The organism is Cognatiyoonia koreensis, assembly GCF_900109295.1.
Lineage (GTDB): Bacteria > Pseudomonadota > Alphaproteobacteria > Rhodobacterales > Rhodobacteraceae > Cognatiyoonia > Cognatiyoonia koreensis.
Genome location: NZ_FOIZ01000001.1, coordinates 2,177,229 through 2,189,286, shown reverse-complemented (window position 1 = coordinate 2,189,286; position 12,058 = coordinate 2,177,229). Strand labels below are relative to the sequence as shown.

At 58.4% G+C, this 12,058-nt stretch carries 12 protein-coding genes; 9 read left to right on the top strand and 3 right to left on the bottom strand.

Annotated elements, in window-relative coordinates; all coding sequences use genetic code 11:
• Positions 1 to 24 precede the first annotated feature (24 nt).
• From glcF to BMY44_RS10845, 3 genes are read right to left on the bottom strand one after another with little or no spacing between them, the layout of a single operon-like run.
• The gene (glcF, locus tag BMY44_RS10855) at positions 25 to 1,347 is read right to left on the bottom strand and encodes a glycolate oxidase subunit GlcF (protein ID WP_089993892.1); all 1,323 of its coding nucleotides are present in this window, start codon (positions 1,345 to 1,347) and stop codon (positions 25 to 27) included.
• Between the two features lies 1 nt (position 1,348).
• A complete protein-coding gene (locus BMY44_RS10850; RefSeq protein WP_089993890.1) occupies positions 1,349 to 2,461 on the bottom strand; it encodes an FAD-binding protein in 1,113 nt (370 codons plus the stop codon).
• 56 nt (positions 2,462 to 2,517) lie between these two features.
• The gene (locus tag BMY44_RS10845; protein ID WP_089993887.1) at positions 2,518 to 3,951 is read right to left on the bottom strand and encodes an FAD-linked oxidase C-terminal domain-containing protein; all 1,434 of its coding nucleotides are present in this window, start codon (positions 3,949 to 3,951) and stop codon (positions 2,518 to 2,520) included.
• 91 nt (positions 3,952 to 4,042) lie between these two features.
• On the opposite strand from BMY44_RS10845, the gene BMY44_RS10840 reads away from it, so the two are divergent.
• From BMY44_RS10840 to BMY44_RS10800, 9 genes are all read left to right on the top strand, one after another.
• A complete protein-coding gene (locus BMY44_RS10840; RefSeq protein WP_089993884.1) occupies positions 4,043 to 4,738 on the top strand; it encodes a DUF599 domain-containing protein in 696 nt (231 codons plus the stop codon).
• Positions 4,735 to 5,085, top strand: a complete 351-nt coding sequence (locus tag BMY44_RS10835) for a hypothetical protein (RefSeq protein WP_089993882.1) — start codon at positions 4,735 to 4,737, stop codon at positions 5,083 to 5,085. Before BMY44_RS10840 ends, BMY44_RS10835 begins: the two co-directional genes overlap by 4 nt.
• Before the next feature lie 75 nt (positions 5,086 to 5,160).
• Positions 5,161 to 5,628, top strand: a complete 468-nt coding sequence (locus BMY44_RS10830) for an ATP-dependent zinc protease family protein (protein ID WP_242650528.1) — start codon at positions 5,161 to 5,163, stop codon at positions 5,626 to 5,628.
• Positions 5,625 to 6,530, top strand: coding sequence for a 30S ribosomal protein S6--L-glutamate ligase (gene rimK, locus BMY44_RS10825; protein ID WP_089993879.1), 906 nt, complete (start codon positions 5,625 to 5,627; stop codon positions 6,528 to 6,530). Before BMY44_RS10830 ends, rimK begins: the two co-directional genes overlap by 4 nt.
• Entirely contained in the window at positions 6,530 to 7,573 is a 1,044-nt protein-coding gene (locus BMY44_RS10820; RefSeq protein WP_089993877.1) for a succinylglutamate desuccinylase/aspartoacylase family protein, read from the top strand. The genes rimK and BMY44_RS10820 overlap by 1 nt, the downstream gene beginning before the upstream one ends.
• A 178-nt stretch (positions 7,574 to 7,751) precedes the next feature.
• The gene (locus BMY44_RS10815) at positions 7,752 to 8,873 is read left to right on the top strand and encodes an ABC transporter permease (protein WP_089993874.1); all 1,122 of its coding nucleotides are present in this window, start codon (positions 7,752 to 7,754) and stop codon (positions 8,871 to 8,873) included.
• Positions 8,870 to 9,676 (top strand): ABC transporter ATP-binding protein, encoded by an 807-nt coding sequence (locus BMY44_RS10810; protein WP_089993872.1) that lies wholly within the window; start codon positions 8,870 to 8,872, stop codon positions 9,674 to 9,676. The genes BMY44_RS10815 and BMY44_RS10810 overlap by 4 nt, the downstream gene beginning before the upstream one ends.
• 4 nt (positions 9,677 to 9,680) lie before the next feature.
• Positions 9,681 to 11,420: an MlaD family protein gene (locus BMY44_RS10805; RefSeq protein ID WP_089993869.1), complete on the top strand. Its 1,740-nt coding sequence runs from the start codon at positions 9,681 to 9,683 to the stop codon at positions 11,418 to 11,420.
• 7 nt (positions 11,421 to 11,427) lie between these two features.
• Positions 11,428 to 12,057, top strand: a complete 630-nt coding sequence (locus tag BMY44_RS10800; RefSeq protein WP_089993866.1) for an ABC-type transport auxiliary lipoprotein family protein — start codon at positions 11,428 to 11,430, stop codon at positions 12,055 to 12,057.
• Position 12,058 lies beyond the last annotated feature (1 nt).

The window sequence follows — 12,058 nt, the reverse complement described above, 5'->3', positions numbered from 1 at the left end:
GACAGTTAGGGCGAGATTGTGGCGTCACCGCAGGATCGGAACGGCCGGGTGTTGCTTTCCGGGCGCAGTCAGGGCGGGGGGCTGCGGGCCACCTGTCGCCCAGTCCAAAAGCTCGACCGTGTGAACAATAGGCACATCGGTACCGCCGCCGATCTGCATCATACAGCCGATATTGCCGGCCGCGATGATATCGGGGGTCAATGCCTCCAGCGTGTCGATCTTGCGTTTTTTCAGCTGCTTGGAAATCTCGGGCTGCATCAGGTTGTACGTTCCTGCAGACCCGCAGCACAGATGGCTATCCTTGGGTTCCAGCACCGTGAAACCGGCCTTCTTCAGCAGATCTTTGGGATATGTCTTGATCTGTTGGCCATGTTGCAAGGAACAGGCGGCGTGGTAAGCAACCTTGGTCTGCCTGTCGGCACCGGTGGGCAGGTCCAGCTTCATCAGAACTTCTGACACGTCCATCGCAATGGCACTGACGCGCTTGGCATCTTCGGCAAGGTCTGGGTCAGTACGGAACATATAACCATAATCCTTGACGGTCGTGCCACAACCCGAGGTGTTGATGACAATGGCATCAAGCCCGCCCTGATCCATCTCTTTCGCCCATGCGCGAATATTTTTGGCAGCCGTTGCATGGCTTTCGCTTTCCTTGCCCATGTGATGGGTCAACGCACCGCAGCAACCGGCCCCCTCGGCCACGACAACTTCAGCCCCCAGACGGGTCAGCAAGCGGATCGTCGCATCGTTGATATCGGTGTTCAGTGCCTTCTGCGCACAACCCGTCATTAGCGCGACGCGCATCTTCTTGTCTTGGGCCGGAAAGGTTTGCGGATCGTCATTGCGACTGACCGGTGGAATGGCCTTCGGGGCCATTTCCAGCATCGCCCTCAACCGTGCATCTGGCATCAGCGCAGCAAAGGGACGCCCGATCTTGGCCCCCAACAACGCGATCCGGAACCGCATCGGATATGGCAGGATCTGCGCAAGAATCCAGCGCAGAGCCCTGTCGGAGAAAGGCCGCTTATAGTTCTTTTCAATATAGGCGCGGGCATGATCAACAAGATGCATGTAGTGCACGCCGGACGGGCAAGTCGTCATACAGGCGAGACAGGACAGGCAGCGGTCGATGTGTTTGACGGTCTTTTCATCCGGCACACGCTCGTTCTCAAGCATGTCCTTCATCAGATAAATCCGCCCACGCGGACTGTCGAGTTCATCACCCAGCACCTGGTAGGTTGGGCAAGTTGCTGTGCAAAAACCGCAATGGACGCAGGCGCGCAGGATTTCATTGGCACGGGCTGTGCCCGGATCGGTCAGCTGTTCGGGTGTAAAGGTGGTTTGCATATCAGGTCATCAATCCGGGGTTCAGAATGCCGCGCGGGTCAAACTTGTCGCGCAGGCCCTTGGAAATGGCCCCGACCGCTGGCGTTTCGGGATGGAAGGATGCGATTGCGGCGCGCGTTGCCTCGGATGCGCGGATCAGGGTCGCGTGGCCTTTGACATCGCCAATCCGCGACCGCAGATCGCTACCTTCTGGAACCAGCGCCCAGATCAGCCCACCGCCCCAGTCATATTGCGCGGCATCAACGCCAAGGTGCGCAAACAGCGCTGCCGCATCCGTTGGCTTCACGGAAATCCGCCAGACATCGCCGACGCGGTCGGCAAATGCGGTGACATCGCGCATCGCGGTCCAAAGTGCAGCGCTGTCCTTGCCTTCGACAACGCTGGTCTGACCGAACGGCTCCAGAACCCGGCCAAGGCTTTCGGCGCGATAGGCAACCGAGTTTGCAAAACCCTCAAGGCGCAGCATTGTTTGCCCGTTGATCGGATCATAGGCAGCACCAGAAACCTCATAAGGCGATCCAAGTGCTGCGGACATCGCGGCAACAGCACGGGCATCGTCCAGACCCTCGATCACGACAGTTGATGCGCAGGCCACGTCTGGCAACACTTTCAAAGCAACCTCGGTCAGAACGCCTAGCGTGCCGTGTGCACCACACATCAGCTTCACCAGATCGTATCCTGTGACGTTCTTCATCACGCGCCCGCCATTCTTGACGACATTGCCAGCGCCATCGACAAACCGGACACCCAGCAGAAAGTCACGACAGGCACCCACGGAAATTCTGCGCGGGCCGCTGATATTTCCCGCCACTACCCCACCGATGGTCGGTTCGCCTTTGCTGGCCAGCAAGGCGCGGTGATCCATCGGTTCGAATGGCAGTCGCTGGTTTTCCTTCTTGAGCGCGGCTTCAATGGTCTTGATCGGTGTGCCCGCTTGCACAACGATGGTCAGCGCGCCGGGATCATACAGGTTAATCCCTGACAGCTTTGAAACAGACAGGGCTTCACCAACGACCGGGCGGCCATAGGGGCGGGTGCCGCCGCCGGTGATCCGCAAAGGTCCTTTCGCGTCCCTGATCGCTTCGGCCAGCGCGGTTTCGTCTTTTGGAGTCATGCACTTACTTCTTTTGAATGGGAAAGTGGCTTGGGGCATTCGCGCCGCTTGCATAATCAGGCCGCGCGACGAGCTTCACTTGTGTCCAGCGGAAAGACCTTTGCAGGGTTAAGCAACCATGCAGGATCGAACACGTCCTTGACCGCCATCTGCGCCTCAAGATCGACTGGATTGAACTGCACGTTCATCAGATCCCGCTTTTCGATACCGACGCCATGTTCGCCCGTCAGACAACCGCCGACCTCTACGCACAGCTTCAGGATTTCGGCGCCCAAAGCCTCGCAAGTTTCCAAATCACCCGGCGTGTTCGCGTTGTACAGGATCAACGGATGCATATTGCCATCGCCCGCGTGAAAGACGTTGCCGACTTTCAGCCCGTATTCGTCGGACAATTCACCAATGCGGCGCAGGACATAAGGCAATTGCGAGACAGGGATCGTGCCATCAAGACACATATAGTCATTGATCTGGCCCATCGCGCCGAACGCGGACTTGCGGCCTAGCCAGATACGCCCAGCCTCTTCGGCATTCTTGGCCTCACGCAGTTCGACAGGATCGTGACGGCGCGCGATCTCCATGATCAGGGCAAGTTGTTCGTCAATCTCGGCGTCCGATCCTTCGACCTCGACGATCAGCAGGGCCTCGCACATCGGATAGCCCGCCTTGGCAAAGGCTTCGCAAGCCTCGATGCAGGGGCGGTCCATGAATTCAATGGCAACAGGCAGGATGCCAGCCTTGATGATGTCCGAAACACAGGCACCGGCAATCTCGTTGCTGTCAAAGCCGATCAACACCGGGCGTGCACCTTCGGGCTTGTGCAGAATACGCAATGTGGCTTCGGTCACGACGCCAAGCTGCCCTTCGGACCCGCAGATCACACCCAGCAGATCAAGACCGGCCGCATCCAGATGGCTGCCGCCGATTTCAACGACGGTGCCGTCCATCATGACCATCGTGACGCCCAGTAGGTTATTGGTCGTCACGCCATACTTCAGGCAATGCGCACCGCCGGAATTCATCGCGATATTGCCTGCAATCGCGCAGGCAAGCTGACTGGACGGGTCGGGCGCATAAAAGAAGCCCTCACTTTCAACGGCCCCGGTCACGGACAGATTGGTGCGCCCTGACTGCACGGTGATCGTGCGGTTCAGGTAATCCGTTTCAATCACGCCATTCAGACGGGCAACACCCAGGATGACACTGTCAGCAGTGGGCATTGCACCACCGGCCAGAGACGTGCCTGATCCGCGGGGCACGACGGGCACATGCATATCGTGGCAAATTTTCAGTACGGCAGACACTTCTTGCGTGGTGGATGGCAACACGGCCAGTAACGGCGGGCACTTGTAGGCAGCAAGGCCATCGCATTCATATGCGCGGGTTTCTGACAGTTCGTGGATGATGGCATCGGGCGGAAGAACCGTCGACAAGCGGTCGATCAACTGATCTTTCGTGGCGATGACGGATGCGTCAGGGGTTGGCATCTGCATGGTCGAATCCTCCCGGATGCTGGAATTGGTCAGAAATTATAACCAATTTTGTGTTCTGGCAAGTCCTTTTGGTCAGGCGTAGGGTATCATCATGGAAGCGTTCACACTCTTGTTGCAGCTCAACCCGCTGAATTATCTGGCTTTGGGCGTATTTGTCGCGGTCTGGCTGGGCCTTGGTTTCTGGATCGAGCATCCGGGGGCAAAGCGGCCATCGGTTACGGTCTTGATGTCAGAAAGACGTCGGGACTGGATGAAGGTCTTTGTGGCACGCGATCCGCGCATTTTCGACAGCCAGATCCTCTCAAGCCTGCGACAAGGCACGTCCTTCTTTGCCTCGACCTGCATCTTCGCAATCGGCGGGGTTTTGGCGCTGATTGGCAACGCAGAAACGCTGCAGGGATTTGCAACACAAGTCGGGGATCAGACCCCATTGCTGATCTGGCAGATGAAACTTGGCATCGTCGGACTGTTCCTGACGAACGCGTTTCTGAAATTCGTCTGGGCCAATCGGGTTTTTGGATATTGCGCGGTGCTGATGGCATCAGTGCCAAACGATCCAGAGGACCCGACATCTTACCCGCGCGCAGCGCAGGCGGCAGAGCTGAACATCAGGGCAGCAATCAATTTCAATCGCGGGCTGCGTGCGGTCTACTTTGCGCTGGGCGGACTGGCATGGTTGCTAGGTGCGATTCCGCTGCTTGTCGCGGCCTTGATTGTTGGCTGGACGGTCTGGTCACGCGAATTTGCATCAATCCCGCGCAGGATTTTGCTAAAAGACACGATATGAAAAAGCTGATCCCCCTCCTGATGCTCGCCGCGCCCGCCTTCGCAGAACCCGTCACCGTGCTGGATGTGACGGCCACACCGTCCGGTGACACATGGCGGTTCGACGTGACGGTCGAACACCCTGACACGGGATGGGATCACTATGCCGACGGCTGGCGCGTCGAAGATGCAGACGGAAATGAACTTGGCATGCGTGTGCTGGCGCATCCTCATGTTAACGAACAACCCTTCACGCGATCCCTGTCAGGCGTGGTAATTCCCCAAGACGTCAACACGGTCTATGTCCGGGCGCGTGATCTGGTCGACGGATGGAACGCAGACACGACCCCCGTGACGCTCGAACGGTGATTATTCGCCTTTCCCTGCCGCAGCAGATACACGTATAGCTTCGGAAACCGGAACGATACTGATCAGGGGATTTGATTGCCGACGTCTTCATTGCTTGTAATTGGCTGGCAGGAACGGGTGGACTTGCCGCTACTGGGCCTGACAAATCTGCGGGCCAAAATTGACACCGGCGCACGCACCTCGGCCCTACACGCCACCGATATCGAAGAATTTGATCGTGATGGCGAACACTGGGTCAGGTTCCATACGCGTTTTGACGACGATGCCCATGACACGGATGTGGAATGCCGCATCCATGACCGCCGCGAGATCACGAATACAAGCGGTGTGCCCGAAGTACGCATCGTGATACGCACGAAATTCCGCATCGCGGGACGGCTTTGGACGATTGATTTGTCTTTGGCCGAAAGGACCGAAATGAAATTCCGGATGATTGTGGGGCGGACCGCCCTGCGCCGGCACAAGATCGTCGTGCATCCCGGAAAACGAAATCTGACGACAAGCATGTCGTTGACGAAACCTCACACAAGGAACGCCTCATGAAGATAGCTATGCTGGCCCGTAATCCCAATCTCTATTCACATCGGCGGCTTGAGGCGGCAGCACAAGAGCGGGGGCACGAGCTTCGGATCATCAACACGCTCAGATGCTACATGAACATCGCGTCGCGACGCCCTGAAATCTATTACAACGGTGAAAAGCTCGACGGCTTCGATGCGGTCATTCCAAGGATCGGCGCATCTGTGACGTTTTACGGCACAGCAGTGCTGCGCCAGTTCGAAATGATGGGCGTCTATCCGTTGAACGAAAGTGTCGCCATCGGTCGGTCGCGTGACAAGCTGCGCTCGATGCAGCTTTTGGCCCGCGACGGTGTCGGGCTGCCGGTCACGACGTTCGCGCATGATCCCAAGCAGACAGAAGAAGTGCTTGCACTCGCGGGCAATGCTCCGCTTGTCATCAAACTATTAGAAGGTACGCAGGGTTTGGGCGTCGTTTTGGCCGACACGAACCGGTCCGCGAAATCCGTGATCGAAGCGTTCCGCGCGACCAATACGAACATCCTCGTGCAGGAATATATCAAGGAATCCGGGGGTTCCGACATTCGGGCCATCGTGATCGGTGGCCGCGTCGTCGCAGCAATGAAACGCACCGGCGCAGAGGGTGAATTCAGGTCGAACCTGCATCGCGGCGGCACAGCGCAAGTTGTCAAACTCTCTCCCGAAGAACGTTCGACTGCGGTCCGCGCCGCGAAATCCATGGGGCTGAACGTGTGCGGCGTCGACATGCTGCGCGCCAATCACGGTGCCGTAGTAATGGAAGTGAACTCGTCCCCTGGCCTTGAAGGCGTCGAAAAGGCTACAGGCCTTGATATCGCGGGGAAGATCATCGAATTCATCGAAAAGAACGCCAAACACGGGGCGACACGGACCAAAGGCAAAGGCTGATGCTCAAGCGGATCGGTTTTGAGATCGGCGGCGAGGTCATCGCGCCGAACACCCGCAAGACAGTGGACTTGCCGGTCAGTTCCCTTTCCGATCATACGCCCGTGACAATGTCGGCGCATATCATCCATGGCAAGAACGACGGGCCGACAGTGTTCATCAGTGCCGGCATCCACGGCGACGAGGTGATTGGCATCGAAATCGTGCGCCGTCTGCTGAAATCACCAGCCTTGCGGGCGATGCGCGGCACGCTGATCGTCGTGCCGATCGTCAACTCCTTCGGCTTCATCAACAAATCACGCTATCTGCCCGATCGGCGCGACCTGAACCGGTGTTTTCCGGGAAGCGAAGGCGGTTCACTCGCAGCGCGGCTTGCCAATCTGTTCCTGACCGAAGTGGTGGAAAAGGCAGACATGGGGATCGACCTGCACTCAGCAGCCATCCACCGCACGAACTACCCACAAATCCGGGTGTCACCTGACGATCCGGAAATGCGCAAGCTTGCCGATGTCTTCGGCGCACCAATTATCATGCAATCCGCGATCCGCGACGGGTCGTTGCGCGGGGCGGCGCGCGATCTGGGCAAACGCGTGCTACTGTACGAAGCGGGCGAAGGTCTGCGTTTTGACGAGGTCTCGGTGCGGGCAGGGCAGGCGGGCATCCTGCGTGTCCTCCACTCGCTCAAGATGATTTCCGGCAAAGGCGTGGCCCGGGCCAAGTCGCCTCCGCAGTTTTGCACATCCAGCAAATGGCTCCGCGCGCCCATGGGCGGGCTGTTCCGCAGCTACAAATCAGACGGTGATCCCGTGCAACTGGGCGATACGCTCGGATCAGTGACAGACCCGTTCGGCGAAAGCGAAAGCGATATCGTCGCGCCGTTCGACGGGATCATCGTCGGACGGGCGGTTCTGCCTATCGTCAACGAAGGCGATGCGGTCTTCCACCTTGCGCGGATTGGATCATTCAAGAAGGCGGAAAACGCGCTTGATAATCATTCCACACAGCTCGCCGATGATCCGATGTTCGATGAAGACGAAATCATCTGATACGCCAGTCCGCTGCCCGTAGAGGCGCGGCAAAACGGAAATTCCGCTATCGGCGTGACTTGGTCGGCCACGCGTCGTAGAATCGCGGCAGGGCAGGTATCATCCTGATATCCGGCTGAAATGATGGAATAACAGCGTTGCGACACAGCAGGTCACTCACGGTGCGGGCGGGCTAGCCATGGTATCACACGCCACACGGCCGCCGTCACAGACCAAAGACAAAACCGTGGCGCTTTCAGGCGAGATCACGATCAAAACCGTATCAAACGTGCAGTGCAATCTTGCGTCACTTGACCCAGACACCGCCGCGACCGTCAGCCTGCACGATGTCACGCGGCTGGACACGGCCGGTGCGTGGCTGCTGATCGCAACACAGAAGCGTTTCGAAGACAAGAACCAGACGCTTGCAATCAAGGGGGCAAGCGCAGAAGCGCAAAGCCTTCTGGACAGCGTTGCAAACGCCATGCCTGTCAAGGAAACAGCGCCGGCGCGGCCACTGACGCTGAATGGAATGCTTGATTCACTCGGGCGCACTATGGCAGGTGCCACGCGGTTCCTGATGGCGCTGACAGGATATCTTGGGATGTTCTTGTCCAGACTCTTGCGCGCAGTACGCCGCCCGCAGGAATTCCGCTTCACGGCACTAGTGCACCACTGTCAGGAAGTCGGGCTAAAAGCCGTGCCAATCGTTGCGCTGATGTCTTTCCTGATCGGCGTCGTGCTGGCTTTTCAGGGATCGACGCAGCTGCGCCAATTCGGGGCCGAAGTGTTCGTGGTCGATCTGATCGCAATTTCGGTGTTGCGCGAACTCGGCATCCTTCTGACGTCGATCATCGTCGCCGGGCGGACAGCTTCCGCCTTTACGGCGGCCATCGGGTCCATGAAGATGCGCGAAGAAATCGACGCGATGCGCACGCTCGGGCTTGATCCTGCCATGGTGCTTTTCGTGCCGCGTATCCTTGCGCTGCTGTTCATGCTGCCGATCCTCGGGCTGATCGCCAATGCTGCCGGGCTCTTTGGTGGCGCGCTCATGGCATGGATCGACCTTGGCATTTCGCCGGAAATGTTCCGCACGCGGCTGGTCGAAGGAACAGATGTCAGCCACGTCTTCGTCGGTTTGGTGAAAGCACCGTTCTTTGCGCTGATCATCGGGATCGTGGGCTGCCATGCGGGGATGCAGGTGCAAAGCAACGCAGAATCGCTCGGGCGCATGACCTCCAACGCGGTCGTCACCGCGATCTTTGCGGTGATCGTGGCGGATGCTGTCTTTTCGATTTTCTTCGCGAGCCTTGGCATATGACCAAAGAGAAAGCCGCAGACGACGGTATCATCCGGGTCCGTGGGCTGAAAAACCAGTTCGGTAGCCATGTCGTGCACGAAAACCTCGATCTGGATGTGTATCGTGGCGAAATCCTTGGCGTCGTTGGTGGGTCCGGAACCGGAAAATCGGTGCTGTTACGCAGTATCACCGGATTGCAGCCACCCAGCGAAGGTACAATCGACGTGCTGGGCACGAATGTGCGTCAGGCCGATGACGATACCCGTGCCGCATTAGAAGCACGCTGGGGCGTCATGTTTCAGGATGGCGCGCTGTTTTCATCGCTCACCGTGCGCGAAAATGTCGAAGTCCCGATGCGCGCGATCGAAGGGCTGGACCCTGACATCAGGCGGGACCTGGCGGATCTCAAGATCTCGATGGTCGGCCTGCCGTATCTTGCGGGGGACAAATACCCCTCGGAACTGTCCGGCGGCATGCGCAAACGCGCAGGGCTTGCGCGGGCACTGGCGCTTGATCCCGAGATTGTGTTTCTTGACGAACCGACAGCAGGGCTGGACCCGATCGGGGCATCTGCCTTTGATGCCTTGATCAGGGGACTAAGCCGGTCCTTGGGGCTGACGGTGTTTCTCGTGACACACGACCTTGATACGCTGCATGCAGTGTGCGACAGGATTGCAGTGTTGGCTGAAAAGCGGGTGCTTGTGACCGGAACGATGCACGACATGTCGCAGGTCGAACATCCCTGGGTGCATGAATATTTCCACGGGCCACGCGCACGCGCGGCGATTGACGCGGCGCAATGCGACGCCGGTCGGAAAGGATAACGCAGTGGAAACCAAAGCGAACTATGTGCTGATCGGTGCATTCACACTGGCCGGCTTTGCCGGAATCCTGGCATTCTTTCTTTGGTTCGCGAGCGTGGAGCTTGATCGCCAATTCGCCTATTACGATATCAACTTCACTTCCGTCTCGGGCCTTGGAAACGCGTCCGACGTGCGGTTCAGCGGATTGCCCGTCGGGCAGGTTGTAGAAGTGAAATTATCCCCTGAACGGGACGGCACAATCGCAGTCAGGGTCGAAGTGGCCGCCAATACGCCGGTGCGCACAGACAGCATCGCCACCATCGAAGCGCAGGGCGTCACAGGTGTCTCCTTTGTCAGCATCGGTCCGGGAACGCCAGAGGGCGAACTGATCGAGCAACCAGAGGATGGCGCAGTCCCGACAATCACCGCAGGCCGCTCTACGCTGCAATCCCTGTCAGAGGACGCACCCCAACTTCTCGAAGAAATGCTGCTAGTCGTGCAAGAGGTAGGTGACCTCCTTGGCGGCGAAAATCAGGGGCGGCTTGACCGGATTCTCGTGAACGTCGAAGGCGCGTCGGAAGACTTCGCCAAGACTTTGGATGATTTCTCATCCGTAACCTCCACGATCACGGATTTTGCAGATGAAATCGGACAGTTCAACGCGACACTCGGCGCGCTCACCGACGATCTGGCAGGCGTGCTTGAAAACGCCGATGCAGCCGTGGTGTCAATTGGCGAATTGTCCGAACAGGCCAAATCGGTGCTGACGGAAGGTTCCGAAACGCTGGCGGATGCACGTGGGGTGATTGCCAGCAGCGACGAATACATCACCGGCGATCTCGTCGCCATGACACAGGACATGCGCGATACGCTGGCAGAACTGCGCACACAGGCCTCCGATATCGGCGAAAGCGCGCAACAGGTAATCGCAACGCTCGACACGACAGGCACAACCGCGACAGCGCGCCTGCAACAGGCAGAGGAAACACTCGCGTCCGTCGATGCGCTTATGCTGCAGCTCGATGCGACAGCACTCTCTGTCACCACCGCGGCGGATCAGTTCACTGGCTTGATCCAGGACGAAGGCACACCACTCATCGCTGAAACGCGGGTAATGGTCGCTGAAGCAAATGCAGCAATCAGTTCAATTGCCGAGGCTGCCAACACCGATCTGCCTGCCATCGTGGCTGATATCCGCAGCGCGACAGAATCCGCATCCGCAGTGATTGCCGACGTTGGCGAAAACCTGTCCTCATCAAGCGAAAACATCGACGCAATCCTCGAAAGCGGAAAGGTCGCACTGGATGAAGCAAGCATCGCTTTTGCCAACGCAAACGAAACGCTGGCAGCGATCAACGGCGCGCTCGAAACAGGTGATCGGGCGCTTGCCGCCGCCGAAGGGGCATTTACCGGGGCCGAGAAAGTCATCAATGAAGACCTCAATGGAATTATCGGCGGGCTCGAAACGACGCTCGCCTCACTCAACGAAGCTATCGGCGAGGTGTCGGAAGACATACCCGAAATCACTGCAGACTTGCGCGCCGCAAGCCGGTCTGCATCTGTCACGTTCCGCCAACTGCGCGAGGTGACGGCAGCCTCCGGACCAGCGGTGGCCGACTTTACAAATTCTGCGCTGCCCCTCTACACTCGGCTGGCACAGGAAACACGGACGTTGATCGCAAACCTCGACCGTCTCACAACACAGATCGAACGGGATCCGGCACGGTTCCTGCTTGATCGCGAAACGCCGGAATTCAGACGATGAGGCTGTCATGACATCGCTCGCCCGCTTCCTCGCAGTCATGTTTGCCGCAGCGGCTCTCAGCGGCTGTGCGGCAATCTCCGCACTCACGGACGCCTCGACCCCGCTCGAAGTCTACGAATTACGCAGTCCGGTCGATATCACACCACGTCAGGGCAGAACGCTGCCACTCGATGTGATCGTCGAACTGCCAACCAGCAGCGGGACACTTGAAACCGATCGGATCATGATCCGTCCGAACGCCCTGCAAGCCCAGTATCTGCCCGAAGTCAGGTGGAGCGACGCGACCCCCGTCATGGTACAGAACCTGATGCTGCGGGCCGTCGAAGCAACATCGGCAGTGCGCTATGTCGGGCGCAAACCACTTGGCCTCAGCGGCGATTATGCAGTGGTGACGGAACTTCTCGATTTCCATGCAGAGGTCGGGGCAGATGGTGAAACTGCCGTGATCCAGCAACGCATGATCGTGCGCCTTGTGCGCGAACGTGATGCCAGCATTGTCGCAAGCCGGACGTTCAAGGCGTCTGCTGTATCCCCAACGCTGGACACGCCCGATCTTGTCGCCGCATTCGATGTCGCCTCAAACCAGCTCTTTACGCAGTTTGCCGATTGGATTGTGACGGCACTGTCTGCACGATAGG